Genomic DNA, 24,355 nt, shown 5'->3' on the forward strand with positions numbered 1-24,355 from the left:
AGGACCAGGCGGAGCAGCGGGCCTGAGCCTGCTCTTGGTGGGGCGGGTGCCGGGCGCGGCCGGACCGGGGCCGCGTAGAGTCCTGCGCCGTGCCCGTCCCAACGCCCCGCCCTGACGCCCGCCCTTCCGCCCAACCCACCGCCCGGCCCGCCGCCCTCTGGAAGGACCGGCAGTTCCTGCTGCTCGCCTCGGCCCGGACCGTCTCAGTCCTCGGCAACGGCTTCGCGCGCGTGGCCCTCGGTTTCGCCGTACTGGCCCTGCCCGGAGCGACCCCCGGGCGGCTGTCGCTGGTGCTGGCCTGTCAGGCGCTGCCCCAGCTGGTGTTCGTCCTGCTGGGCGGGGTGATCGCGGACCGGCTGCCGCGGGCCCGGCTGATGGTGGTCGCCGATGTCGTCGGCGCCGCCGCCTATGCCGGTCTTGCCGCGCTGGTGCTGTCCGGGCACGCGCCGCTGGTCGCGATGTGTGTACTGGCGGTGGTGGCCGGAACCGCGACCGCGCTGTTCTCGCCGGCGATGGACGGCCTGGTGCCGCTGGTCGTCCCGGCGGACAGGCTCCAGCAGGCCAACGGCCTGTTGCGGGTCGGCACCAGCACCTCCCTCCTCCTCGGCCTGTCCCTGTCCGGCGTGGCCGTCGCGTGGCTCGGGGCCGGCTGGGCGCTGGCCGTCAACGCCACGTCCTTCGTCGTCAGCGCGGGTCTCACCGCACGCCTGCGCGTCTCCGGGCGGCGGCGGGCGAAGACGACGTCGGGCTGGGACGACCTGAAGGAGGGCTGGCGGGAGTTCGCCTCCCGGCAGTGGCTGTGGGTCGTCGTCGCCCATTCGGCCGTGGTGGTCGCCGGCCTCAACGCCACCGTCGGCGTCCTCGGCCCCCTGCTCGCGGAGGAGCACCTGGGCGGCGCGCGGGCCTGGTCGCTCATCGTGGCGGCCCAGGCACTCGGCACCGTGGCGGGCGCGGGTCTGGTGGTACGGGTACGGGTGAAGAGGCCCGTACTGGTGGCGGTGCTGGCCACGTTCCCGGCCGCTGTACCGATCGCCCTGCTCGCCGCGTCCGCCCCGCCCTGGGCGACCGCCGTCGCGATGTGCTGTTCGGGCGTCACCACGACCGTCGGCGCGGTGCTCTGGTCCACGACACTGCAACGGGAGATCCCCGAGGAGGCACTGTCCCGCGTCAGCTCGTACGGCTGGTTCGGCGCCCTCGGCTTCGCCCCGCTGGGGCTGCTGGTGGCGGGACCCGTCGCCGACGCGGCAGGCCTCCGGGAGGCGTTGGCGGGCTGCGCGGCCCTGGTCGCCCTGGCCGCCGCGGCGGCGCTGCTGTCGCCGCAGGTCCGGCGGCTCGCCTCTGCTGAGCCGTCCGCGAGCGGCCGGCCGGCGGAACGTGCCGTGCGGGCTGCCCGACCCTGACAATTGTCAGGTACCCGATACGTCAGGTCCCGCATACGTTTCGTGGCGAACACCACCACTCACGAGGGGACCATTCATGCGAAGGATCGCCAGGGCTGCGGCAGCGGTATCACTCGCGCTCGGTGTGCTGACCACGGTCGGCTCGACCTCTGCCCAAGCGGTTACGCAACACGGGTGCCAAGACGGTTACGTCTGCATCTACCCGCAGGACGCGGGCTGGAACAACGACACCCCGTCGCACGTCTACTACAACTACGGGACCTACAACCTGAGTGGCATGTACGGCATCCACCGCATCGTGAACAACCAGACCGGTGGCGCGACCATGCGCACCTGCACGGGCTACAACGGCACGGGCTGTGAGGGGTACGTGTCGGGCGGCGGGTGGTGGCTCGACAAGGACATGACGCCGATCAACTCGATCACGCTCCAGCCGTAGCACCCCTGCCGCGGCACGCATGAACCGCCGGGCCGGACCTCAGGGCGGAGGTCCGGCCCGGACGTGCACGACGGCTTCAGTCGCCGAGTGCCGGCACGGCTCGCGTCCCCGCTCCCGTCATGACCGGTCCAGTCTCAGCTCACGGGCAGTCCGGCCGTACTGGGACTTGAGGCCGCGTGCCAGGTGGCGTGGGTCGTGGATGCCCCAGCGGGCGGCCACCGCTGCCGCCGTGCGGTGGTCGTGGACCGGGTCGAGGAGGTCGCGCCGCACGCGTTCGAGGCGTTCGCCGCGCAGCCAGGCCGCGAACGGGGACCCGGAGCGGCTGAACAGGCGGTGGAGCTGGCGGGCCGAGATGCTGTGGGCCGCCGCGACCGACTCGACGCACAGGGACGGGTCGGAGATGTTCGCCAGGACGTAGACGCGGATGCGGTCGACCAGTTCGGTGCCCATGTCCGTCCGGCCGGGTTCCGTCTCGGTGAAGGCCGCGATCAGGAGCGACACCAGGGCGTCGCCCACGTGGGCCTGTGCCGGACCCGTCAGTCCGTCGAGATGGCGGCTAAGCCCTCGCAGGAACCCGGAGAGCACCGCCTGCGCGCCCTGGTCGGCGGGCAGGCGCCGGGCCGACCGGTCGGCGACCGCCCTGGCGTGCGGCCCCAGTTCGCTGCGCGGAATGCCGACGGCCAGTACGTCGCAGCCGTCGGCGACGGCCAACCGGTACGGGCGCGACATGTCGAGGACGACGAAGTCGCCCTTGTGCGCGCGGGACTGGGTACCGGCCTGGTCCACCGCGGCCGGCGCCGACGACCCGTGCAGGGTGATCTTCAGCAGCTCGGGATCGGTGGACGAGATCGCGCGGCTCGACCGCTGGACCAGATGCGCCGAGCCCCTGATCCGCGCCACCGCCACGCGCCCCATTGCCGCCGCGTCGATGTCGGCCCGGAACGAGGTACCGCGCCCCTCCGCGTCCGGAGCCGTCACGGCCAGCGGAGCGAGGACCGTCGACGCGGCGTTCTGCAACTCCTCAACAGTCGCCTGATGTACGTGTAAGGCGCCACCGTTCACGGAGCCACTCCCTGCTCGCCGGGCATTCACGTCAATCGGTACATCGATTGACGTAAACGGGAGTTACTCGTCTTCCGGGGCGCGAAGTGGCGACGGACCCGGCAGGAAGTGGCGACTTCGCGCGCCCCCTCTTCCGTACCTTCTTCCTTGGGGGGAGCAACGTCGGCTGGGACCTCACCACAGTTCCAGCCGACTGCTCTCAGCGGCCCGGCACCCGGATCTCCGCCCACACGACTTTGTACGTGCCTCCCGCGCACAGGTCGGTCCCCCACCGGTCGGCCAGCGCGGCGACGAGCAGCAACCCGCGCCCGCCCTCACCGTCGCCGGGCTCCCGCAGTACGGGCAGCCGCTCGGTCCGCCCGTCGGACACCTCCACCCGTACGACGTCCCCGCCGCCGTAGCCGTGGCCGTGGCCGTCCCGCAGTATCAGCCGTACGCGGAAGTCGCGTCCCCTGACCCGGCCGTGCTGCACGGCGTTGGCCGCGAGCTCCGCGACGACCAGGGTCACGGCCTCGCTCGCCTCGCTGTCGTACGCGAACCCCCATACGTCCATCCGGTTCGCGACCAGCCGCCGGGCGAGCCTGGCCCCTCGCGGAGTACAGCTGAAGAGCTGGGTGAACATACGTACGGTGACGGGTACTTGGACCCGAGCGTCTCCTTGCATGGCTCAACGGTCCCGGGAGACAAGGCCGTCGACCAGCTCCGACACTCGTACGTCACACTCCGTACGAGTTCACTCTGTGGACAGTAGGCGTCACATGCAGTGACCATGTCCGCATGACCAACAGCACGGCGACCGAGCCCGAACCGTCGGACAGTCTGAAGACGTTCGGCCTGGTCCACAAGGCATGCCGCAAGCGGGCGGGTCTGACGCAGGAGGAACTGGCACCACTGGTGCGCTACCAGCCGTCGACCGTGGCCTCGATCGAGCAGGGACGGCGTTTACCGCCGAGGGTCTATGTCGAGCGGGCGGAGGAGGTGCTGGACGCGTTCGGAGTACTGCGGGCGGCGGCGAAGTACGCGACGCGGGACCCGGGCCTGGCGTCCTGGTTCCGCGCATGGGCCGACCTGGAAGAGCAGGCCATCAGCCTCTACACGTTCGAGAACCGGCTGGTGCCGGGGCTGCTCCAGACGGAGGCGTACTCGCGCACGTTGTTCAACGAGAGGGTGCCCCTTCTCACCGAGGCACAGATCGAGGCGCAGCTCAGCGCTCGTTCGGACCGCCAGCGACTGCTCACCGAGCGGCCCAAAACGGCGTTCAACTTCATCATCGAAGAACACGTCATCACCCGCGGGACCGGCGGTTCAGAAGTCACGCGCGAGCTGATCGATCAGGCACTGGCTGTCACCGAACTCCGCAATGTGGAGTTGCAGTTGATGCCCACGGCACGTGCCGTCCACCCTGGCCTCGACGGCCCCATCCAGTTGCTGGAGACGCCTGAGAACGAGTGGTTCGGCTACTGCGAAGGACAGCGAACCGGCCAGTTCATCTCCGACCCGGAAACGATCAGCGTCCTCCACATGCGCTATGCGAAACTTCGTTCACAGGCTCTCACCCCGCAAGACTCTCGGAGCCTGCTGGAGCGGATTCGAGGAGCACTATGAGGACCACTGAACTGGCCTGGTTCAAGAGCAGCTACAGCGGCGACAGCTCCGGCGACTGCGTCGAAGTGGCTCTCGAATGGCACAAGTCGTCCTACAGCAGCGGCAGCGATGGCGACTGCGTCGAGGTCGCCGCCTGCCCCGCCACCATCCACATCCGCGACTCCAAGAACAAGCGCGGACCCCAACTCGCCCTCTCCCCCGCCGCCTGGGGCGACTTCGTCGAGTCGGTCAGCGGTCCGCGCAACACGGCGTAGGGTCCGGCCGGGGGACCGGAGCGGGATAAGTTCGGCCTGCAACGCGCGGCGGGGGAACCGATACCACGGGTACGGCGGCAGCGGATCGTCCCGCTCCACGCCGCCGCTGCCACATGTCTCCGGTCTGCGGATGGACCGGCACCAGCACCAGGTCAGTGGCTGGCTCGCCACATCCCGGCCCCGCCAGGCCCGGTCGCTTCGCACCTTCCCCGGCGGGCAGCAGCGCGCCAAGTGCCCGGCCGAGGAGCTCTGCGACCGGCCCGGGCGCCACCTCGACCGGCGCGCGCCGGTGGCCAGTAGCTCCGCCCAGCCCATGACCGGCCGCTCCGGCGGGCCGGGCAGCGGCACGCCTGCGGGACGAGACGGCGGCCGAAGCCGTGATGCCGCTGTCAGGCAAACGGCTCCGAAATCACCCGATCAAGGCCAGAAGTATTCCGGTACGCACGGAGGAGGTGTCAGGTATTCATTAATTTTGTGGAAGGCCTTCGAAATACGAATGATCTCGACGAGGTGGACAGGACGTAGAATGCGAGATGTTATAGGTTCGAGGAGCGAGAACGATGACGATCGAGTTTCGGCACGTCAGGTATTTTATCGCCGTTGCGGAAGAACTGAACTTCGGTCGGGCCGCGGTGCGGCTGAATATGGCCCAGCCGCCCCTCAGCGTGCAGATCCGGGACCTGGAGAGGGAACTCGGAGTCAAGCTTTTCGAGCGAACGGGGAAGGGCGCGACCCTGACGCAGGAGGGCGCGGTATTCCTTTTGGAAGCGCGCCAGATCTGCGATCAGGTCAGTCGGGCGCGGCACGCGGTGCACCAGGCCACCGCAGGTGAACTCGGCCACCTGCGCGTGGCGGGAATTCCCTTTGCGTTCATGGAAGTGCTTCCGCTGGTCATACCGAGGTTCCGGGAGGAAAATCCTCACGTCCTCATCGACCTCCGTGAGGCCGGGACTCAGGAGAGCTTCGACTCTCTGCGAACCGGGGCGATGGACATCACTTTTGTACGGCAGGGCGAGCCGGCCGCCGGCCTTGAGGTCCTTCCCCTGCTGACGGGGCGGTTCGAACTCATAGTTCCGCGCGGTCATCGGCTTGCGCGTGATCGTCCCGTGGACATCGTCGAGTTGGCGTCGGAGCCGCTTGTCATGACGTCGCGTCAGATCTCACCTTACTATTACGACCGGACCCTCTCCGCCATGACCGCCGTCGGGATAACGCCGCATACCGTCGTGGAGGCGACTTCCATTCAAGCCCAGTTGGGGTACGTGGCCAGCGGCATGGGCGTTTCCTTGGTGCCGGCTTCCGCGAAGTTGATGCACTCGAAACACATCGAATGGGTCCCGCTCAAGCAGGCGATCGTCATGACGGAAGTGGCCGCGGTATGGGCTTCGGGGCCTACTCCGCAGGTCTTGGACAACTTCCTCAAAATCGTGCACGAAGAATGCGTGGGGGATCGCGCCCCCGCGCGGCCGGCCCGAACAGCCTGATAGCTGCTGAGTATCGACGTCTGACCTAACGAGTATTGGACCGCACCGGCCGTTTCCCCGTTACATGGGTGCAGCAGGTGTTCGGCGAGACAGGATCGTCGGCGGTACCACAGGAACGAAGGTCAGGGAGGTGCTCACTGTGCTTGTTTCGCAGACAACAGGCGGAGTGGCGCGCGTAACCGGAGCCCGATACGAGGTGCTGGAGGTCGGCGGCGCGTCCTTGTCCGATCTCGTGAAATCCGGGTCGATGCACTTGCTGGCCCATGCACGGACGGTCCGCACTCTGGAACGGGAGACGGTCACCGTGCAAGCTCCGATCGACACTCCCGGAAAGGTGATCATCGTCGGGTTGAATTACCGGGACCACGCCGCGGAAATGCGGACAGCACTCCCTCAGGTCCCACGGGTGCATATGACGGCGGCCTCCGCGGTCACCGGACCCGGCGCCGACATTCGACTGCCCCGGATAGCGGAGACGGCGGTGGACTATGAAGGAGAGGTGGCGGTGGTCATCGGAAATCCCGCGTCCGATGTGTCCGTGGAGGCCGCCTGGGATCACGTGGCCGGGATCACCGCCGCCAACGACGTGAGCGCCAGAGACGTCCAGAACGGCAGCAACTCCCTGGTGTCCGGCCCCAACGTGGGGTTGGCGAAGGGATTCGACACGTTCAAGCCGCTCGGGCCGGCGCTCCTGACCGCGGACAGTGCCCGCGACGGCCGTGCGCTGGCCCTGCGCACGCTGGTCGACGGAGAGATACGCCAGCAGTCCAGTACCGCGCGGATGCACTTCTCGATCGCGCAGCTCGTGTCACGGATCAGCCAGTACACGACGTTGCACCGTGGCGACGTCGTCCTGACCGGCACTCCAGGCGGCGTAGGAGCCTCAAGCGGTCGTTTTCTGCAGGCCGGACAGGTCGTCGAAATCGAGCTTGAGGGCGTCGGAGTTCTTCGCAACCGCGTCGTCGCGCCTTCACCGACGCCGCTTTCCCGGAACTCCACCAAGAGCTGAACTCCACCAAGAGCTAGGGACGGTAGAACGTTATGAGTAAGGCGTACGTCGAGTACATGTACGAGCGTCTGGCCGAGGGCGACTTCGGGGTGGTTTTCGAGAAGCTCTCGCCCGACGCACCGTGGATCGAGGCGGAGAACGTGCCCTACTCACCGGGTGCCCCGCTCAAGGGCCGCGAGGCGATCCAGAAGACCGTGTTCGACTCACACGAGAAGGACTTCGCGGAGTTCCAGATCAACGTCAGCCGCATTGCTGACGCGGGAGACACCGTCCTGGTGCAAGGACGCTACGTCGGCACCACCAAGACCGGAGCCAAGCTCGATGCGATCTTTTCGCACGTGTGGGACTTCGACGGCGACACGATCGTGCGCTTTCAGCAGTACACCGACACATGGCAGTGGCGCCGCGTCCTCGGCCTTGAGTAGCGGCCCTGTCGAAATATGTGCGGAGTCGATATCGCGAAGTCGATATGCGCGGAGTCGACGGACCGGGCCCATGCACGTCGCCGAACGGAACGACAAGGAGCACCAACAGTGGACTTGAAGCTGGCCGGCAAGAGGGCCCTGGTGACCGGGGGCAGCCGGGGACTGGGGTTCGCGGTCGCCGAGGAACTGTGCGGCGAGGGAGTGCGTGTCGCGCTTCTCGCCAGGGACGCCGCCGCCGTCGAGAGCGCGGCGGCCGGGCTTCGCGCCGCGGGGCACGACGCCATCGGTGTCGTGGCGGACACCGCCCAGGACCGGCAGGTCGAGTCCGCGGTCGCGGCGGCGACGGAACGATTCGGGGGCATCGACATCCTCGTGAACGGAGCGGCCAAGGCCGCGGGAGGGCCTGCGACGGGTTTCCTGGCTCTCCACGACGACGATCTGCGCGCGGAGATGGAGACGAAGGTGCTGGGCTATCTGCGCTGCGCGCGGGCTGTCGCACCCCAGATGATCGAAAGCGGCTGGGGACGGATCATCAACATCGGTGGGCTCGCGATGCGGCGCACGGGGTCCGTCTTCGGCTCCGTTCGCAATGTCGCGGTCGCGGCGATGTCCAAGAACCTGGCTGATGAACTCGGCCCCAAGGGAATCAACGTGACGGTCGTTCACCCCTGGGTGACGGAGACCGAGGGGGTTCGCGACATGATCCGGGACAGGTCGGCGGCACAGGGGATCACCGAGGCCGAGTTCGCCCAGGACCTCGCCGCCGACGTGAGCGTCGGTCGCCTCATACGGCCGTCCGAGGTCGCGCACGTGGTGACGTTCCTGGCCTCTCCGCTGAGTGTGGCGATCAACGGTGAGGCCGTCGCCGCCGGCGGCGGCCTGTCCGGACCGATCTTCTACTGATCACTGACCACTGACCATGGGAGGAGCACGTGGGAGCGGGCCTCGGAGAATCTCGGCAGATGCCGACTGAGCTGGGCCCAGCGGCCGAATCAGTCGCACAGGCCATGTCCCGGGCGGCCATGTCCTGGCTGGCCGACCTCGACGACGGGCAGCGCGCCCTGGCCTGGTGGGGTCCGCCCGGAAGTGAACACGAGGCGGAGCGACGACGGTGGTTCTACACACCCACGGACCACGGCGGTCTGGCCTTCAACGGTCAATTCGCCTGGCAGCAGCGGCGCGCGATGCGACTCGTGGCGTCGGGGCTGTCTCCCGAGGGTTATGACCTCGTCTCAACGATCATCGGCACCGAGAACGTTCTCGATCGGCTGGAAGGCTTCAGCTCGGAATTCGACACCCGCCGGGGGCGTGACCCTTCCCGGTACTACCTCCGGGTGTTCGGCGATCCGGAAGGTCAGGGGCCTTGGAGTTGGCGCTTCGGCGGACACCATGTCTCGCTGAACTTCCTGATCGTCGCGGGGGAGGTGCGCTCGGCCACACCGCGCTTCTTCGGGTTGGACCCCGCGATCACGACGCTGCCGGGCGGCATGACACTCGAACCACTGGGCGCGTTCCAGTCGACGGCAAGGAGCCTGGTCACCTCGCTGTCGGCCGACGCCCGAGCGGCGGCGGTGCTGCTCGACCGGGCGCCTGCCGACATCGTCATGGGGAATCGGTCGTCCTTCGAGGAGGCCGCGACCATGCTGAACCTGGCCGAGATCTTTCGGCGACGACCGGGTGATGACGAGTTGATGGAACGAATGCGCAGGGGCGGCAATTCCCTTGACGCGGGAACCGGATACGGGCCTCGGGAACACGACCTGCTGTCGGTGACGTCCCTGCCGAAGGGAATCGCCGGCTCGGAACTCGACAGCGCTCAGAGGAACCTTCTCGATCGTCTGATGCGGACGTATCACGACGGCCTGCCCGTCGGACTGGCCCCACGGTGGGACATCGACGAACTGCACTTCGCCTGGGCCGGACCGACCGAAGCCGGCGTTCCGAACTACTACCGGGTGCAGGGTGACGGATTCCTCATCGAATGGGACAACACCGCCCGGAACGGCAACCACGCCCACGGCGTCGTACGGCATCTGTCGAACGACTTCGGTGAAGACGTCCTCGCCGGTCATCGCCGGGCGTGGCATACGGCCGAGGCCGGTACCAATCACCTCTATCAGGAGGACACACAGCCATGACGGAAACCACACGCCAGAACTTCGACTGGGTCGACGTGCACTCGATGCCGAAAGCGCTGCCCGACGGAATCGTCGACCGATTCCTCGCGCTCGACGACATGTCGGCCACGGTGGCCGACGCCTTGGACGCCCTCGGCCTGCACGGGTGCGTCGGTGCCTCGACCCTGCCTCCCACGCTCCCCGGTGAGCGCGTCGTCGGCCGGGCGGTGACGCTCCGGAACGTGCCGTCCAGGATGGACCCGCACCGGGCTGTCACCGACGGCAATTGGTTGATGGCCGAGATTCACCTCGTCGAACTGGCGGAACCCGGCGACGTGCTGGTCATCTCGGGGCTTCCCGGAGTTTCGAACATGGGCGGCATCGTCGCGGCGACAGCCCGACGGAGCCGGCTCGCCGGCGCCGTGGTCGACGGTGCGGTCCGGGACGTGGCGCAGTCACGCCGGCGTGGTTTCCCCATCTGGAGCCGCGACATCAGCCCCGAGACCGGGAAGTGGCGCGGCAGTTCGGTGGAGATCAACGCGACGATCGCCGTGGCCGACGTCACCGTGGAACCAGGCGATCTGGTGATCGCCGACGAGACCGGTGTCTGTTTCGTCCCGGTCGCCCTGTCGGGCGAGGTGATCGCGCATTGCGAGGCGATCGACAAGAAGGAGGAACAGATGTTCGCGGACATCGCTGCCGGTCTCCCCATGGCAGACATCATCAACCAGCTGTACGGGCGGCCACGAGAAGGTCTCCTCGGACAATCCCCTGTGTCATCGAGCCCGACCCCTGCGGTCAACGAAAAGGAGTCACTGTGATCGTCGGAATTCATCACGCGGCAATATCGACTCCCGACCTGGAACGGCTCAAGGACTTCTACTGTGACCTCTTCGGTCTTGAGGAGGTGATGCGATTCGGCTGGGAACAGGGCGACGAGCTGTGTGACAGAATTGTCGGACTCGACGGGTCCGCGGCGAAGTTCGTCTACCTGCGCGGCGCGAATGCCCACCTTGAACTGTTCGAGTACGCCCACCCCACACCGAAGCCGCAACACGCGGATTGGCGAGTGTGCGACCACGGATTCACTCATATCTGTTTCGAAGTGACGGACATCCACGCCGAGTTCGAGCGACTGACCGCCGCAGGCATGAGGTTCCAGAACGATGCGCCGATAGACGCACTGGGCATGCTTCACGTGGCGTACGGCTACGACCCGGACGGCAACATCGTCGAGCTGGTCCAGTTCCCGGCACAGGAACAGGAGCAGGAACAGGAGCAGGAACAGGGGACGAAGGGCGATTCGGCTTCACTGACCAGTACTCCCCTGCACATCCAGGCAAGTTCTGGGGGTCGAGCCGGTGGTCGTCGAGCCGGTGGTCAGTGATCCGCGCAGCACGGCGTAGGGTCCGGGACCTCGAACGGGACCAACACCCCTCCCACCGCCGGCATCAAGGTCAGGACCAGTTCGCCGTCCTGCCACTGCGGCCTTACGTGGTCCCGGGTCACCACGGTCTGGGTCGGTGGAGGTTCGTCGGCGGTGCCCAGCACCACCACCCGGTCGATCGCGGAGCGGGCCAGTAGCTCCGCGATCGTCAGCGTGCCGGTCAGCTCGGCCGCCCCCGGGAAGATGACGGCCCGGCCCGCCTCGTCGGGTGCGCCGGGCGTCACCTCGTACCCCTTGGCCGTGAGGCGGCGTGCGGCGTCCTCGGAGTTCGTCGTGAAGGAGAGGGCGACCCGTGGCCGGTCCCCGCGGAGCAGGTGCGTGCAGCCGAACGTGCCCTCGGGGAGGGCTAGTTCGGCTGCCAGCTCCAGCAGCAGGTGGTCGGCCGCGCGCAGTTCACGTATGTCCGCGTCGACCGTGCTGACGTAGGACGAGTGGTTCACGCGGGGAGGACCCACAGCGGGTTCGAGTAGAACCACAGGTCCTTCCACGGGTCCGCGTCGCCGACGACGTCGATGGCCGGACCCGCGGGGTCGACCGCCGCGCCCCGCGATCCGACGGCGGACCGGTTGCCGTCGGAGCCGCGCACGCGGAGGTAGAGCGGGCGGTCGACGCGGCCGAGGGAGTACGTGACCCGGACCGTGCCGGTGGACTTGTTGATCTCGTACGACTTGACGACCTTGGTGGTCGGCGCGGTGAGCGTGTCCTTGTCGACGGCCGGGCCGGTGACATCGCCCTGGATGACGTCCACGCGGGCCAACTTGGGTATGAAGCCCGCCCAGTTGGCGTTCTGCGCCAGTGCGATGTCGACCGTCAGCGTGACGTTCGTGCCCTTCTTGACGTGCAGCGCGCCGCCCAGCGTGGCCCAGCGGCTGCCGCCGGAGACCCGGACGTCGAGGCCGCTGATGAGCTGACCGTGGTCGACCCACACGCGTCCGGCGCGGATGCCGTCCATCACGGCGGCGTACGAGTAGTCCTCGGCGCCGACGTGGGTCCTGCTGTACTGGCCGGGCCAGTAGTCGCCCTGGGTGACGTCGATCTGGCCGTTGTAGACCGGGTCCTGGTAGCGGCCGTCGGTGTTGAAGTCGCCGCCGCCGCGCGCCGCGGTGTCCGCGTAGACCTGGTGCGAGTCGGAGTTGGCGCTGATCCACCAGGCCTTGCCTTCGGCGAGCAGGCTGTCCCAGAGGCCACCGACGGTGGCGGTCATCCAGTCGAAGCCGCCCCAGGTGCGGTAGCTCTCCGGCGGATAGCCGGCGAAGGAGTTGGCGCTCGGGTTGTTGTCATAGATGCCGCGTGCGCGGCCCATGCCGAGGGGGGCGGGGAGGCCGGCGGCCTGGTGGCCGGGGGCGCCCTCGAAGCCGACGGCGATCTGGTGGCTCGCGGGGGTCGCGTCGCGCCAGGCACGGATCTCGTGCGGCGAGTCGACACCGCGACGGGCCGGGTGGTTGGCGAGCATCAGCGCGTCCTTGACCTTGCGCCGCTGGACCTGCTCGCCGAGGAACGCCAGGCCCGCGACGGCGAGTGCCTCGTTGGCGGGCGTCGAGTCGGAGGCGTTCTTCACGCTGCCGTCGTAGTCGGTCTCGAACTGCTTGAGGACCGACACCTCGTTCTTGCCGGGATGCACGAAGACCGTGCCGTGCTCGGCGCCCGGGATGTTCCATTCGAGACCCTGGAAGACGAGGGTGTCCTCGTACGCCGCGCGGGCCGCCCTGATGTCCGGGTTGACCTTGTCCACGCCGATCTTGGCGTGCGCGGCGCTGCCGTGGTCCGTGATGACCAGCCAGTCCATGCCGTGCCTGGCGCCCTGCCTGACCTGGTCGACGACGCGGTACTTGCCGTCGCTGCTGTACTGCGTGTGGATGTGGTGGTCACCGGCCAGCCAGAGGAAGCCATTGCCCTTGCTCTTGCCCTGCCCGCTCCCTCTGCGGTCACCGGCCGACGCCTGCGCGGCAGCCGACGCCTGCGCGGCAGCCGACGTCTGCGCGGCGGCCGTCCCCGTCGCCGCACCGCCGAAGACGCCCACCGTGGCCAGCCCCGCGCCGAGCAGACCCGCGCGGCGCAGCATGGAACGGCGCGACTGCTGTTCGGGGCTCAGGGCCTCGTCGGGTACGGACGTGTCGAAGGCCGCCGGGAGCGGGGCGCTCTCGTGGTCATGGCTGTGGTCATGACCATGGTCGTGACCGTGCCCGTGTCCATGGCTGTGCCCGTGACTGTGTCCGTGCCCCATGTCGGCCTCCTGTGTACGGCGCCGCCGGTGCGGTCGCGCGCTATGGAGACTCGATCCGGAACATGAACGCCGGGCGACACGGGAGTGATCTCCGGGCGACTCCGGCACGGCGGGTCGCCGCCGTTCTTGCCGTCTCGCCAACTGCCCTTATCAGTCAGCCTAGTTGACTCCAGCCCCCTGGACGCGGCCGGCGGCATTGGTCAGCAGCTTGCTACTCTCTCCAGGTTCTTGCCTAGACGCCCTAGGAAAGACTCAGAATGGCCCGGAAAATAACGGAAAGTAACGGAAAGGGTTGCCGATCATGGCTCGTGCCGGGCTCACCACCGAGCGGGTCGTCGTGGCCGCCGCCGACCTCGCGGACGAGGTCGGCTTCGCACACGTATCGCTGTCCGCGCTGGCCAGACGGTTCGGGGTGAAGGACGCGAGCCTGTACTCGCACGTCAAGAACCTCGACGACCTGCGGACCCGGATCGCGTTCCTCGCGGGCGCCGAGATGATCGACCGGATCGCCGAGGCGGTGGCCGGACGTGCCGGCCAGGACGCCCTGGCCGCCTTCGCCGACGCCTACCGGGAGTACGCCCTGGAGCACCCCGGCCGGTACGCGGCCACCCAGATCCGTATCGACCAGAGCCTCGCGGCCTCGTCCCCCGCCTTCGCCAGAACCGCCGAGGTCACCTACGGGATGCTGCGCGCGTACGGCCTCGACGAGCCCGACCTCACCGACGCGGTACGCCTGTTGCGCAGCACCTTCCACGGCTACTGCGCCCTGGAGGCCACCGGCGCGTTCGGCGCCTCCCGGGACGTGCGGACGTCGTGGACCCGTGCCGTGGCCGCCCTCCACGTGACACTGGAACACTGGCCCCGGGAAGCAAGCACCTCGTAACGGGCCGCTTACGGCATGGCCCGGGTCGGAGCCGGAGGTACCCAGCGGTGGGTGCGCGGCGCCTGTGAACGTACGCCGTAGTCGCTCTTGAGTTCCTCCGGGATCGCGTACTGCATGACCCTCCCCCGGGTGAGCGAGCCCAGTTCGAAGGTGGTGAGCAGGCTGCCCGCCTTGTCCAGGGCCCATTCGCCGAGCGGGCTGCTGTCCTCCACTGTCTCCAGCAGGCCGAGTACGACGGGTACGGCCTTGGCCGCGGTGTCCCAGGGACTGCGCGGAATCTGGAGCCAGTCGGCGATGGTGGGGCCGACGAGGAAGCGGATGGTCGCGGGGACGATGGGGTCGAGGAGGGTGCCGGGGACCACATCCTCGTACATTCGCATCAGTTGGTTGTTCAGGCGGACTCCGTCCTCGGAGGGGCCGAGGTTGCGGGCGAGGTAGAGGTCGGCGAAGGCGCGGGCCTCGGTGAGGTTGTCGGGGGCGGCCTCCATGTCGCAGCCGAGGATGGAGCCCACGACCCGCCACGCGTAGTAGTAGGCCTCCGCTCCCTCCTCGCTCATGTGGATGCCGAGCCGGTGCATGGCGTCCAGGACGAGGATGGAGAAGCAGATCTGGCCGCCGATCATGTCTTCCTGGCAGAGCGGGACACCGTCCTTCTCGATGTCCCAGCGCCCTGTTTCGGTGAGGTGATGGCGTACGGCCGCGTGCAGCAGCCGGACCTTCTGCGCCGCCGGGATGAACTTGCTGCCCTCCTCGAACGCGTTGGTCTGCATGAGATACGTGACGAACTGGCCGGTGTTCGCCATCCGGCGTGACGGGTAGTCCATCGAGTGCGTCGAGGCCAGCAGTCTGGCGACGCGCGGCACCGCGTAGGTGGCGGGCATCGCCGCGAAGGACAGTCCGGTGTTGATGTGCGCGGCGTTGTCCATGAAGAAGAGCCGGGCGCGCTCCATGACGTCCCAGTCCACCCACTTCGGCGGCATGGCCGTGGCCTCCAGGAACGAGGCCGCCGACTCCGGCAGCCCGTCCGGGAGTTTGTGGCCCGCGGTGCTGAAGAACCGCATGAGGGTGTTGAAGTCGCGTACCTCCCCTCGTTCGAACATGTCGGCCACGGTTTCGTCGGCGAAGGGGTCGCCCTGGTTGCGCAGTTCGTCGAGCGTCGTGTCGCAGTAGTGCTTCCGGGTCTCGGTCGTCACGGTGTGCTCCTCTGTGGCGTGCGGGAGGGGACGGCGGCGTGGGCGGCGTGGGCCGCGTGGGCCGGTGTCGTTCGTAGGTGAGTCAGCGGGTTCACAGCGTCCGGTCGGCCGCCGACGTGGCCAACTCGGCCAGCGCCGCGCGTGCTTCGAGCGGCAGCGGCACGGAATCCAGGGCGCCGCGAGCCTCCGCCATCCGCTCCGAGATCATTTCCTCGATGCGTCCGCGTGCCCCGCACTCCTCCATCAGCCGCCGCACCAGTGCCGCGTCGGACTGGTCCAGTACGGGGTTGTCGAGGGTCTTCTCGAACAGCCGGCGGGCGTCGGGGGTCAGCAGGGAGAGGGTCGTGGCGAGCAGCGCGGTGGGTTTGCGGTCCCGCAGGTCGTCCAGGTTCGACTTGCCGGTCACGGCGGGGTCGCCGAAGGTCCCGATCAGGTCGTCGCGGAGCTGGAAGGCCTCGCCGAGCGGCAGCCCGTACGCGGTGAAGGCCTCCATCACCCGCCGGGGGGCGCCGCCGAGGGTGGCGCCCATGTGCAGTGGCCGCTCCACCGTGTACTTGGCGGTCTTGTAGCGGGCCACCTCCAGCGACTCCGTGACCTCGGGTGCGTCGCTGCCGGTGCGCAGCACCTCCAGGAACTCGCCCGCGACGGTCTCGCGCAGCAGCGTCGACCAGAGGGGCACCGTCCGGGCCACGTACGCGCCCGGCAGCCCGCAGGTGGCGAAGACCTGGGCTGCGTAACCCATCAGCAGGTCACCGAGCATCATGGCGAGCGCGGCGGACTTCTCCTGCCGCGCGTGATCCGGTGACAGGGAATCCGTTCGTAGGGAATCCGCTCGTAGGGGGTCCGTTCGTAGGGAATCCGTCCGCAGGGGATCCGTTCGCAGGGACTCGTTCCACACGGAGTCGCGCCGCAGGGAACGGCGTCGTACGGAGCCGGGGTACGGGTTTGCGGTCCCCCATCCGCGCGCGCCGGCCTCGGCGAAGGCGACGTGGGCGGTGGGCACTCCGTGCCGTAACCGGCTGTCGTCGATGATGTCGTCGTGTGTGCAGGCTGCCGCGTGCACCAGCTCCATGGCTGCCGCCGCCCTGATCACCCCGTCGCAGTCCGGCTGGCCGGCGGCCCGCCAGCCCCAGTACAGGAAGGCGGCGCGCATCCGCTTGCCCCGGGTCAGCGAACTGCGCAACTGGGCGCACAACGGCGCGAGTTCGCCGGAGAGCCGCACCAGCTCGGCCTCCTCCTCGTCGACCAGCCGGTGCAGGTACGTGTCGATGCGCTGCCGGAACGTCAGATCGTCATGCACGAGACGGCACCGTCGTCTCCGACCGCGCGGCGTCCACAGTGCGTGCTTTCCGCTCTCCGGCCCTGCGGGCCATCAATTCCAAGTAGTTCTCGCTGTCCGCGGCGGTGACCCTGCGCGCCGCGAGTTCCCCGCGCACCTTCAGGTCCTGCACCCCGTCCGTGACCAGTTCACGCAGGTCGGAACGGCGCACCGCGCCCTCACTCCGGTCTGCGGCCTGCCGCACCTGGTCGAGCGCGAGATCGACGGCTCCCAGCACGAGCAGGCCGACCTGTTCCAGGGCGCCGAACGGATTCCAGGGCGTCTGCCGGGACTGCGATTGCGCCTGCCCCTCCCCCTGCTGCGATTGCCCCTGCTGTGCCTGATCCTGCGTCTGGTTTCGCGTCTGGTCTTGCGTCTGATCCTGCGGTTGTTCGGTCATGTCAGGGCCCCTCTGCCGACAGATCGTCACGAGGCGCTCAGTCAACCGACAGGAAATGCGGCTCTGTCCGCCTTTTGCCCCTCCGTCCCTCGTCAGAGAAGTGCAATTACCTCTCACGGGTGAGCTGTTCCCTCTCGGAGTGTGCGCCGGAGCGCGTGGCGGAAACACCCCCTCCGCTCTCCGCCCCACACGCCCCGTGAACCACTTAGACTGGAAGCTTCGCCAGTTCACGTGCCGCCCTGGGGGGAGGGAGCGGACCAATGTCCCAACCACAGCTCCGGCGCGGCCCGTTGAGACGCGACCCCGAGCCGCACGCACCGCACGGACCCCGGCCCGCGCGCCTCGTGCGCTGGCTGGGCGGTTTCGGCGCCGTCGCCGCCGGTTACGCGGTGTTCCAGTCACTGGTGGGCATCCTGCCGGACAACATCGGCGGCCAGTCCGCGCGGTACGGCATCGCCGTGGTGAGCGGACTCGGTACGGCCGTCGCGGCCTGGCTCTCGGCGGCAGTGCTCCGGGCCAGAAGCGAGGCCAACCCGCCCGCGCTGGCCGGGCAGTCGAGGACGTCCGGCACGGGTGCCATGGCGGGCTCCGGCCCCCTCCCCGGCGTCTTCGCCGCCGCGTACGGCGCCCTCGCCGAACAGATCTGCGTGGTCGACGACCCCGTACGCGGGCGGCTCACCGGCTGGTCGCACTCCCTCGGTGAGAGCGGCCCCGGCCGGCCCACCTCCGTGGGCACCGCGTACGGCCTGCACATCATGCTCGACCTGGGGATGCCCGAAGGGCGGATCGGCGCGGGCGACCTGGTGGACACGCTGTGGCGGCTGCGCCTGGCGGACGGCGGCTGGTCGGCGCGGTCGCAGGGCTCCCAGGCCCGCCCGGAGGTGACCGCCCTCGTCCTGGGCGCACTGGCTCGGGCAGGGGCGTCGCGGGAGCGGCTGGCCGAGGAAGTGGCGTACTGCGAGGCAGGCTTCACCCGCGAACTCGACCGCGCGGGCCGTGAGTTGACGCATGTCGTGACGACCGTGCTGCGCGGTCTGCTGCGTGCGGCGCCCGGCTCGGAGGCGCTGCCTCTGCTGCGCGACGCGCTGGTGGAGGGCGCGGTCACCGACCCGCGCCGCGAGCACCGCCGCTGCTGGGGATACCGGCTCACGCCCCTGCACGGCCCGCCGTCCGCGCTGCACACGGCGCAGGCGGTGGTCGCCCTCGACCGCGCGGCCCGGGTCCTGGGCAGCGAGAGCGCCAACGCGCGTGCGGCCCGCGAGGACGGCGTGCGCTGGCTGCTGGCCTGCCCGGACGCCACGCACGACACCTGCCTGGACCTGTCCAACCTCCGCGAGGAGGTGCGCAGGCCGCGCACCGACGACCCGTCCCGCCACGAGGTCCTGAACGTACGGCACTTCACGGCGTCCTGGATCGTCCGCGCGCTCCTCACCCCCGGCGCCCGCGACATCGCGCGCGAGGACGGCGTCGAGGAGAGGTGGCGCGAGCTGCTGAACGGCGCGGCGAGCGCCGTGTGGGCCGGGCAGACCGACGGCATATGGACCTGGACCTGGGTCCGCGACGACGCAAGCGAACTGCGCCACCCCATGTGGATGACCTATCAAGGCCTTTCGGCACTGCGGGCTCATGCCGTATGGATGTACCAACCGAATGGTTGAACCGGGAGGAGCGTGCATGGGTGGCCGACAGGTCCTGGCGGCGCGGCGGTTGATGGCCGAGTCGTTGGACGGCGAACTGCCCGAGCACGTACGACTGTTGGCGGCCCGCTCGGTCGTTGCCGAACTGGGCTCTCCCGACCGCCTGTTGGAGCTGACGGCCGAACTCGCCTCCGGTGAGGGAGATCCGCACGGCTGCGCCCGGCTCTCGTACCGCCATGTCCTCGGCTTCGACAAGCTCCTGCTCATCGACGGCGGCCCGCACCACATGCTGCGCGCCCATCTGTGGCATCCGGGGCGCGGCGCCGTCGGCAAGGAGGACATCCACAACCACCGCTCCTCGCTCGCCTCCTCCGTCGTACGGGGGCGGCTGGCGATGGAGTTGTACGCGCCCCGCGGCGACGGCGGTATCGAGGCGGACCGCTACCAGGAGTCCCTGGCGGACGACGGTTCGGCCGACTGGCTGCTGGAGCGCACGGGTCCGGCGCGGCTGCATCTCACGCAGGTCGCGGAGTACGCGGCGGGCAGCACGTACGCCCTGCCCGCGCACACCCTGCACCGGGCGTGGTGCGACGCGGCCGAGCCGACGGTGACGCTCTTCCTGGAGACGGGGAGCGGGCGGCGGCGGCACACCGACGTGTTCACGGCGGCGGGGCCCCACCCGGGGGCCGTACCGAAGGTGCCGATGGACGTGGACGACTACGTGAGCGAACTCGCCGCGCTTGCGGAGTTGCTCAGAAGCTCGTAAGGGAACTCGTGAAGTAGCTGCAGTCGCTCAGAAGCTCGTACGAGAGCTTACGAGCATGCCTGTGAGGGCCTGGCGCACGATGTCCAGGTTGTACTCGTCGATGTCGACGGTGCGCAGCTCGTCCGGACTCAGCCAGCGGTGGGCCTGGTCCGGCTCGGGGAGCGTGATGTGCTGGGAGAGGGGCCTGACCATGAAGTTGTCCTGAAAGTTCTTGACCTCGTGCCCGCGGTACTCGCTCACGAAAGACGATTCGCCGACCTTGCGAACGACCTCGCCGAGCAGCCCGGTCTCCTCCTTGAGCTCCCGCAGCACGCCGTCCTCGGGGTGCTCGCCGGGCTCCAGCTTTCCGCAGGGCACGCCCCACACCCGGGGCAGGAACCGCTCGGTCTCGCTACGGCGCACCAGCAGGACAAGGCCCTCGCGCATCACGACGGCCGCGGCCAGCCGCTTGTTACCGGGAATGTCGTCCATGCTTCCTGGTTCCCTCGCCGGTCGGAGTCCACAGAGCCTTATACCCACGAAAACATCAACGCTACCAGGAAGCCCGCACGGGCGTGGCCGCTCTCGGCCAACCGGGACGGAACCGGCTAGACCAGCGCCTGGACGTCGCCGTACGTCGGCGCGGGCCCCTCGACGGGCAGCCCCGCCCTGATCAGGGCCGCCGCCTCCAGGGCCGCTCCCAGGGCGCGCCGGTAGAGGAAGGACCCGAGGCTGACTCGGCGGACTCCCAGGTCGGCGAGGGTGGCGACGGTCGGTCCCGAGGGCGAGTAGAGGATGTTGAGGGGCACGTCGACGGCTTTCACCAGGGCGGCGATCCGCCCCGGCGCGTTCAGACCGGGTACGAACACGCCGTCGGCGCCGGCTTGCTGATAGAGGTCGAGACGGCGGACCGTCTCAAGTCCGCCACCGTGCCCTCCACCGTCCCCTCCACCGTCCCCTCCCCCGTTCGGGCCTCCGTTCGGGCCTCCGTTCGGGCCTCCGGTGCCGTCTCCCAGCCAGTGGGTGTCCGTGCGGGCGTTGACGAAGAGCCCCGGTACGGCGGCCTTCACCGCGGCGATCTTCGCCGCGTGGAGTTCGGCGGGGGCCAGGATGCCGTCGGCGCGCCCGTCCTCCAGGTTGATGCCGACGACGCCGACGGCGGCGAGTTCCCGGGCCACCTGGGCGACCTCGGCCGGGTCGTCGCTGAACCCGTCCTCGGCGTCGACCGAGAGGAGGAACGGGCCGTCGCTCAGCGCCAGGGCCAGCGAAAGCGACGCGTCCCGGGTGGCCGCCGAACCGTCGCGCAGGCCGGCGACCGCGGCCACTCCCAGGCTGGTCGTGCCGATCGCCGGGAAGCCCTGGGCGGCCAGGGCCACCGCCGACGCGTGGTCCCAGGCGTTGGGAAGCAGGAGCGGGGCGTCGGCCCGGTGGAGTGCGGCGAAGGCGGATACTTCGTGGGGAGCCATGCGGCAAGGCTAGGCGCGGAACGCTTCGGCGCCGGCCGAAGCGTTCCGGGGTTCGGGACCGGCCTCAGGACAGGGTTCGGGGCAGGGTTCGGGGCAGGAGGGCGCGGGAACCTTTCCGGCCGTGGTCAACCTCCCCTGGTCCACTGCTGGTTGGTCGCTCCGTTGCATGTGTACGTGATGAGCGCGGCGGAGTCGGCGGTGGACGCGCCGTTCACGTCCAGGCACTCGCCACTCGCCCGGGACGTGATGGTCACATAGGAGCCGGTGATGGTGAGCGACCACTGCTGGACGGTCGCCGAGCCGTCGCAGTCCTCCTGCGTGACACTGCTCGCGTTCTCCTGCACGCACAGGGAACTGCCCCGCACCGCCAGCTGGTAGTAGCCGCCTCCGACCGACTTGAACCAGTACTTCTGGTTGGTGCCACCGTTGCAGGTGTACTGCTTGATCTGGGCGCGCGCCCACAGCGACTGGCTGGTGACGTCGGCGCACTTGGAGGAGTGGCGGGCGATCAGCGTGTTGTACGTGGCGCTCGTCCCGGAGACGGTCCCGGCGGCGGTGTCGACGGTGACCTCCGGCGACCAGGACATGGACATCGTGGTCGAGCTCGGGAAGGCCAGCGGCAGCCAGACGTAACGGGAGTCGTTGACCGTGCCGCCGAAGGAGTTGCCCCAGCGGTCGCCCAGGTAGAGGTAGGACGTGCCCGAACTCCCTTGCACGGGAAGGACGTAGGCGGTCTGTGAGCCGTACGTCGTCGAGTCGCCGACGTTCGTCATCGCCGTCCAGGGGCCCGCGATCGACGTCGCCGTGGCGTACTGCTGCTGGTTGGGGTTCCAGCCCGTCGCGCCCGACGTCAGCATGAAGTAGACGCCGCCCCGCTTGAAGAGCGCCGGGGCCTCGCGGTGGCCGCCGTGCCAGGGGTCCGCGACCAGACCGGCGATCCCCGTGTAGTCGGCCGTCAGCCGGTAGATCTGCAGGTCGTAGTTCTCCCGGGCGGCCGAGACCATGTACCCCGCGCCGTCCGTGTCGACGAACACCGTGATGTCACGGGACATGTGCGTGCCCAGCGGCCGGAAGCTGCCCTGCCAGGTGTAGTCGCCGTCGACGGTGTCCGACACGGCGACCGCCGCACGGGCCTCGCCGTAGTCGACGCCGTTCTCCTTGTGCATCCACATCACGAACGTGCCGGTGGACGCGTTGTACATGACCTTGGGCCGCTCGATGTTCGCGGTCGCCAGCTCGGGGTCGCTCGCCTCGGTCAGGACGTGGTTGCGGAACTCCCAGTTCTTCAGGTCGGTGGAACGGTAGGCGTCCACGTACCGGAAGGTGTTGTCGGTGTTCCGGTTCTCGCCGAACCAGTAGTAGTACGAGCCGACCTTGACGACCCCGCCGCCGTGGGCGTGCACCGGGCTGCCGTTCGTGTCGGTGAACTGCGTGCCGGTGGTGACGGTCTGGGGCGCGGCCTGGGCCGGCCCCGCGGTGGCGAGTGCGCCGGCCAGGGCCAGACAGAGGGCGAGGAGTACCGCGTACACGCGTCTCATCTCAGGCACGCTCCTTCGGGGGTCGTCTCTGGGGTGGGTGGGGCCACAAAAGAAAACAGAACCGTTCGACATACCGCACAAGATCTGTCATCCCGAACGCCGAAAAGGTAAGGGCATGGCACGAGGAGGTCAACGGGTTGTGGAAGCGCGCGGAAAACCGCGTGCGGGCTCCCCGGCCGCCTTGCTAGCGTCCCCCTCATGAAGCGCGCCCAGAAGACGACGACGCCGGAGAGTGTCCCGGCGCGCTGACTCATGAGTTGGTCCGAAGCCCCGGGGCGAGTGCCCCGGGGCTTCGGCGTACGCGGTCACTCGCCCGGATTCCTTCCCGTCCGCCCCGTCCGCGAGGAGATCGCCGCCATGAATGCCAACGCCAACGCCCACGCCCACGCCCATGCCGATGCCCGTGCCCAATCCGACGTCAACGCCGACGCCGACGCCCGAGCCGACAGGGACGACCACGACGGCAAGGGGCGTGACGACCGGCACGATCACCGCAGACTCGGTCGCGAGCTCGGTCTGTTCGACACCGATCCGCTGATCGGGGCGGGGCTGCCGTACTGGCTGCCCGACGGTGCGGTCGTGCGGCACACCCTGGAGGAGTACATCCGCACCGAGGAGCGGCGCGCGGGGTACCGGCACGTGTACTCGCCCGTGCTGGGCAAGCGGGAGCTGTACGAGATCTCCGGCCACTGGGCGCACTACGGCGACGACATGTTCCCGCCGATGGACCTGGGCGCGGAGCAGGTCGTACTGCGGCCGAGCCTGTGTCCGCACCATGCGGTGATCTACCGTTCCCGCCCCCACAGCTACCGCGAACTCCCCTTGCGCATGGCGGAGTTGGGCGGCATGTACCGGGCCGAGCTGTCCGGCGTACTGGGCGGGCTCACCCGTGTGCGGGCGATCCAGCTGAACGACGCGCACATCTTCTGCACCCTGGACCAGGTGGCGCGGGAGGCGGGGGACGCGCTGGAGATGATCCGCCGGGCGTACGAGGCGCTCGGCATCACCCCCGCTCGCTACCGGCTCTCCCTGCCGGGCCCGGGCGGCAAGTACGTCGCCGCGCCCGAGTTGTGGCAACGGGCCACCGCGCTCCTGACCGAGGTCCTGGACCGCTCGGGGCTGCCGTACGAGGCGGCCGAGGGCGAGGCCGCGTTCTACGGGCCGAAGATCGACGTCCAGGTGGCCGACAGCGCGGGGCGGGAGTCCACCCTGTCCACCGTGCAGATCGACTTCCACCAGCCCGAGCGGTTCGGCCTGCACTACATCGGCGCGGACGGCGGCAAGCACCGGCCGGTCATGGTGCACCGCAGTGTCATCGGCAGCGTGGAGCGGGCCGTCGCCCTGCTCGTGGAGCAGCACGGCGGCGCCTTTCCGGCCTGGCTCGCCCCGACCCAGCTGATGGTCCTGCCCATCTCGGAGGCGGAACTCCCGAACGCCCTCGCCCTGACCCGTCGTTGCGCCGAGCGCGGGCTCCGGGCCGAGATCGCCGGACCGGAGCGCGGCACCCTGGGCGCCCGTGTCCGGGAGGCCCGGCTGGTCCCGTACCAGGCGGTGATCGGCGCGAGGGAGGCCGCCGACGACCTGGTCGCACTGCGGCTGCGCGACGGGCGGCGGCTGGGACCGCTGCCTGCCGAGGAGGCCGTCGACCGGATCGTGGCGCTGACCGACGCGCACAGCACCGCGCTGTGGGAGGACACCGCCTCGTAGGA

Annotated in this window: 25 protein-coding genes; 15 read left to right on the plus strand and 10 right to left on the minus strand. The window is 69.2% G+C overall.

What is annotated here, in order from left to right; all coding sequences use genetic code 11:
- Nucleotides 1-89 precede the first annotated feature (89 nt).
- Nucleotides 90-1,400 (plus strand): MFS transporter, encoded by a 1,311-nt coding sequence (locus AOK01_RS32800; protein WP_079103952.1) that lies wholly within the window; start codon nucleotides 90-92, stop codon nucleotides 1,398-1,400.
- Nucleotides 1,401-1,476: 76 nt separating this feature from the next.
- Nucleotides 1,477-1,839 carry a hypothetical protein gene (locus AOK01_RS32805; protein WP_055518130.1) on the plus strand — a complete coding sequence of 121 codons (363 nt, stop codon included), beginning with the start codon at nucleotides 1,477-1,479 and terminating at the stop codon, nucleotides 1,837-1,839.
- A gap of 117 nt (nucleotides 1,840-1,956) precedes the next feature.
- Here AOK01_RS32805 and AOK01_RS32810 read toward each other — a convergent pair whose 3' ends face one another.
- Both AOK01_RS32810 and AOK01_RS32815 read right to left on the minus strand, forming a co-directional pair.
- Nucleotides 1,957-2,856, minus strand: coding sequence for an AraC family transcriptional regulator (locus tag AOK01_RS32810; protein ID WP_055518132.1), 900 nt, complete (start codon nucleotides 2,854-2,856; stop codon nucleotides 1,957-1,959).
- A gap of 244 nt (nucleotides 2,857-3,100) precedes the next feature.
- Nucleotides 3,101-3,565 (minus strand): ATP-binding protein, encoded by a 465-nt coding sequence (locus tag AOK01_RS32815; protein ID WP_055518133.1) that lies wholly within the window; start codon nucleotides 3,563-3,565, stop codon nucleotides 3,101-3,103.
- Between the two features lie 113 nt (nucleotides 3,566-3,678).
- On the opposite strand from AOK01_RS32815, the gene AOK01_RS32820 reads away from it, so the two are divergent.
- The 9 genes from AOK01_RS32820 to AOK01_RS32860 all read left to right on the plus strand — a co-directional run bounded on the left by AOK01_RS32820 (nucleotide 3,679) and on the right by AOK01_RS32860 (nucleotide 11,182).
- A complete protein-coding gene (locus tag AOK01_RS32820) occupies nucleotides 3,679-4,506 on the plus strand; it encodes a helix-turn-helix domain-containing protein (protein WP_055518135.1) in 828 nt (275 codons plus the stop codon).
- A complete protein-coding gene (locus AOK01_RS32825) occupies nucleotides 4,503-4,760 on the plus strand; it encodes a DUF397 domain-containing protein (protein WP_055518136.1) in 258 nt (85 codons plus the stop codon). Before AOK01_RS32820 ends, AOK01_RS32825 begins: the two co-directional genes overlap by 4 nt.
- A 560-nt stretch (nucleotides 4,761-5,320) precedes the next feature.
- Nucleotides 5,321-6,244, plus strand: coding sequence for a LysR family transcriptional regulator (locus tag AOK01_RS32830; protein ID WP_055518138.1), 924 nt, complete (start codon nucleotides 5,321-5,323; stop codon nucleotides 6,242-6,244).
- A 196-nt stretch (nucleotides 6,245-6,440) separates the two neighbouring features.
- Nucleotides 6,441-7,253, plus strand: a complete 813-nt coding sequence (locus AOK01_RS32835) for a fumarylacetoacetate hydrolase family protein (protein WP_055518140.1) — start codon at nucleotides 6,441-6,443, stop codon at nucleotides 7,251-7,253.
- Between the two features lie 32 nt (nucleotides 7,254-7,285).
- The gene (locus AOK01_RS32840; protein ID WP_055518142.1) at nucleotides 7,286-7,678 is read left to right on the plus strand and encodes a nuclear transport factor 2 family protein; all 393 of its coding nucleotides are present in this window, start codon (nucleotides 7,286-7,288) and stop codon (nucleotides 7,676-7,678) included.
- 108 nt (nucleotides 7,679-7,786) lie between these two features.
- On the plus strand, nucleotides 7,787-8,581 hold the full coding sequence (locus AOK01_RS32845; RefSeq protein ID WP_055518144.1) for an SDR family NAD(P)-dependent oxidoreductase: 795 nt from the start codon (nucleotides 7,787-7,789) through the stop codon (nucleotides 8,579-8,581).
- 59 nt (nucleotides 8,582-8,640) lie between these two features.
- A complete protein-coding gene (locus tag AOK01_RS32850; RefSeq protein ID WP_055518147.1) occupies nucleotides 8,641-9,816 on the plus strand; it encodes a DUF3500 domain-containing protein in 1,176 nt (391 codons plus the stop codon).
- Complete coding sequence (locus AOK01_RS32855; RefSeq protein ID WP_055518149.1) at nucleotides 9,813-10,616, plus strand: RraA family protein; 804 nt, start codon at nucleotides 9,813-9,815, stop codon at nucleotides 10,614-10,616. The genes AOK01_RS32850 and AOK01_RS32855 overlap by 4 nt, the downstream gene beginning before the upstream one ends.
- Nucleotides 10,613-11,182, plus strand: coding sequence for a VOC family protein (locus tag AOK01_RS32860; RefSeq protein WP_055518150.1), 570 nt, complete (start codon nucleotides 10,613-10,615; stop codon nucleotides 11,180-11,182). Before AOK01_RS32855 ends, AOK01_RS32860 begins: the two co-directional genes overlap by 4 nt.
- Here the strand turns inward: AOK01_RS32860 and AOK01_RS32865 are convergent.
- Nucleotides 11,176-11,682 (minus strand): hypothetical protein, encoded by a 507-nt coding sequence (locus AOK01_RS32865; RefSeq protein WP_055518175.1) that lies wholly within the window; start codon nucleotides 11,680-11,682, stop codon nucleotides 11,176-11,178. The two genes, AOK01_RS32860 and AOK01_RS32865, sit on opposite strands and share 7 nt — an antisense overlap.
- Nucleotides 11,679-13,466: a PHP domain-containing protein gene (locus AOK01_RS32870; protein WP_055518152.1), complete on the minus strand. Its 1,788-nt coding sequence runs from the start codon at nucleotides 13,464-13,466 to the stop codon at nucleotides 11,679-11,681. The genes AOK01_RS32865 and AOK01_RS32870 overlap by 4 nt, the downstream gene beginning before the upstream one ends.
- Before the next feature lie 301 nt (nucleotides 13,467-13,767).
- Between AOK01_RS32870 and AOK01_RS32875 the strand changes: the two genes are divergently transcribed.
- Nucleotides 13,768-14,349: a TetR/AcrR family transcriptional regulator gene (locus tag AOK01_RS32875; RefSeq protein WP_055518176.1), complete on the plus strand. Its 582-nt coding sequence runs from the start codon at nucleotides 13,768-13,770 to the stop codon at nucleotides 14,347-14,349.
- Nucleotides 14,350-14,357: 8 nt separating this feature from the next.
- Here AOK01_RS32875 and AOK01_RS32880 read toward each other — a convergent pair whose 3' ends face one another.
- The 3 genes from AOK01_RS32880 to AOK01_RS41945 all read right to left on the minus strand — a co-directional run bounded on the left by AOK01_RS32880 (nucleotide 14,358) and on the right by AOK01_RS41945 (nucleotide 17,260).
- A complete protein-coding gene (locus AOK01_RS32880; RefSeq protein WP_055518154.1) occupies nucleotides 14,358-15,542 on the minus strand; it encodes an oxygenase MpaB family protein in 1,185 nt (394 codons plus the stop codon).
- 91 nt (nucleotides 15,543-15,633) lie between these two features.
- Complete coding sequence (locus AOK01_RS45620) at nucleotides 15,634-16,842, minus strand: polyprenyl synthetase family protein (protein ID WP_055518155.1); 1,209 nt, start codon at nucleotides 16,840-16,842, stop codon at nucleotides 15,634-15,636.
- Nucleotides 16,835-17,260, minus strand: coding sequence for a hypothetical protein (locus AOK01_RS41945; protein ID WP_157871579.1), 426 nt, complete (start codon nucleotides 17,258-17,260; stop codon nucleotides 16,835-16,837). The genes AOK01_RS45620 and AOK01_RS41945 overlap by 8 nt, the downstream gene beginning before the upstream one ends.
- 260 nt (nucleotides 17,261-17,520) lie before the next feature.
- Here AOK01_RS41945 and AOK01_RS32895 point away from each other — a divergent pair, with 260 nt between their 5' ends.
- Both AOK01_RS32895 and AOK01_RS32900 read left to right on the plus strand, forming a co-directional pair.
- Complete coding sequence (locus AOK01_RS32895; RefSeq protein WP_055518157.1) at nucleotides 17,521-18,918, plus strand: hypothetical protein; 1,398 nt, start codon at nucleotides 17,521-17,523, stop codon at nucleotides 18,916-18,918.
- Between the two features lie 16 nt (nucleotides 18,919-18,934).
- A complete protein-coding gene (locus tag AOK01_RS32900) occupies nucleotides 18,935-19,663 on the plus strand; it encodes a hypothetical protein (protein ID WP_055518158.1) in 729 nt (242 codons plus the stop codon).
- 27 nt (nucleotides 19,664-19,690) lie between these two features.
- Here AOK01_RS32900 and AOK01_RS32905 read toward each other — a convergent pair whose 3' ends face one another.
- From AOK01_RS32905 to AOK01_RS32915, 3 genes are all read right to left on the minus strand, one after another.
- Nucleotides 19,691-20,134: an NUDIX hydrolase gene (locus AOK01_RS32905; protein ID WP_055518160.1), complete on the minus strand. Its 444-nt coding sequence runs from the start codon at nucleotides 20,132-20,134 to the stop codon at nucleotides 19,691-19,693.
- Nucleotides 20,135-20,250: 116 nt separating this feature from the next.
- Nucleotides 20,251-21,108: an isocitrate lyase/PEP mutase family protein gene (locus AOK01_RS32910; protein ID WP_055518161.1), complete on the minus strand. Its 858-nt coding sequence runs from the start codon at nucleotides 21,106-21,108 to the stop codon at nucleotides 20,251-20,253.
- A 125-nt stretch (nucleotides 21,109-21,233) separates the two neighbouring features.
- The gene (locus AOK01_RS32915) at nucleotides 21,234-22,646 is read right to left on the minus strand and encodes an RICIN domain-containing protein (RefSeq protein WP_055518163.1); all 1,413 of its coding nucleotides are present in this window, start codon (nucleotides 22,644-22,646) and stop codon (nucleotides 21,234-21,236) included.
- A gap of 357 nt (nucleotides 22,647-23,003) precedes the next feature.
- Between AOK01_RS32915 and thrS the strand changes: the two genes are divergently transcribed.
- A complete protein-coding gene (gene thrS / locus AOK01_RS32920) occupies nucleotides 23,004-24,353 on the plus strand; it encodes a threonine--tRNA ligase (RefSeq protein ID WP_079103962.1) in 1,350 nt (449 codons plus the stop codon).
- The last annotated feature ends 2 nt before the right edge of the window (nucleotides 24,354-24,355 follow it).

This window comes from Streptomyces aurantiacus, from assembly GCF_001418335.1.
GTDB lineage: Bacteria > Actinomycetota > Actinomycetes > Streptomycetales > Streptomycetaceae > Streptomyces > Streptomyces aurantiacus.

Bases quoted from the DNA above. Each gene is read 5' to 3' on its own strand.
- AOK01_RS32805 (WP_055518130.1), top strand. From the start codon at position 1,477: ATGCGAAGGATCGCCAGGGCTGCGGCAGCGGTATCACTCGCGCTCGGT.
- AOK01_RS32815 (WP_055518133.1), bottom strand. From the start codon at position 3,565: ATGCAAGGAGACGCTCGGGTCCAAGTACCCGTCACCGTACGTATGTTC.
- AOK01_RS32820 (WP_055518135.1), top strand. From the start codon at position 3,679: ATGACCAACAGCACGGCGACCGAGCCCGAACCGTCGGACAGTCTGAAG.
- AOK01_RS32825 (WP_055518136.1), top strand. From the start codon at position 4,503: ATGAGGACCACTGAACTGGCCTGGTTCAAGAGCAGCTACAGCGGCGAC.
- AOK01_RS32830 (WP_055518138.1), top strand. From the start codon at position 5,321: ATGACGATCGAGTTTCGGCACGTCAGGTATTTTATCGCCGTTGCGGAA.
- AOK01_RS32840 (WP_055518142.1), top strand. From the start codon at position 7,286: ATGAGTAAGGCGTACGTCGAGTACATGTACGAGCGTCTGGCCGAGGGC.
- AOK01_RS32850 (WP_055518147.1), top strand. From the start codon at position 8,641: ATGCCGACTGAGCTGGGCCCAGCGGCCGAATCAGTCGCACAGGCCATG.
- AOK01_RS32855 (WP_055518149.1), top strand. From the start codon at position 9,813: ATGACGGAAACCACACGCCAGAACTTCGACTGGGTCGACGTGCACTCG.
- AOK01_RS32870 (WP_055518152.1), bottom strand. From the start codon at position 13,466: ATGGGGCACGGACACAGTCACGGGCACAGCCATGGACACGGGCACGGT.
- AOK01_RS32875 (WP_055518176.1), top strand. From the start codon at position 13,768: ATGGCTCGTGCCGGGCTCACCACCGAGCGGGTCGTCGTGGCCGCCGCC.
- AOK01_RS41945 (WP_157871579.1), bottom strand. From the start codon at position 17,260: ATGACCGAACAACCGCAGGATCAGACGCAAGACCAGACGCGAAACCAG.
- AOK01_RS32895 (WP_055518157.1), top strand. From the start codon at position 17,521: ATGTCCCAACCACAGCTCCGGCGCGGCCCGTTGAGACGCGACCCCGAG.
- AOK01_RS32900 (WP_055518158.1), top strand. From the start codon at position 18,935: ATGGGTGGCCGACAGGTCCTGGCGGCGCGGCGGTTGATGGCCGAGTCG.
- AOK01_RS32905 (WP_055518160.1), bottom strand. From the start codon at position 20,134: ATGGACGACATTCCCGGTAACAAGCGGCTGGCCGCGGCCGTCGTGATG.
- AOK01_RS32910 (WP_055518161.1), bottom strand. From the start codon at position 21,108: ATGGCTCCCCACGAAGTATCCGCCTTCGCCGCACTCCACCGGGCCGAC.
- AOK01_RS32915 (WP_055518163.1), bottom strand. From the start codon at position 22,646: ATGAGACGCGTGTACGCGGTACTCCTCGCCCTCTGTCTGGCCCTGGCC.
- thrS (WP_079103962.1), top strand. From the start codon at position 23,004: ATGAATGCCAACGCCAACGCCCACGCCCACGCCCATGCCGATGCCCGT.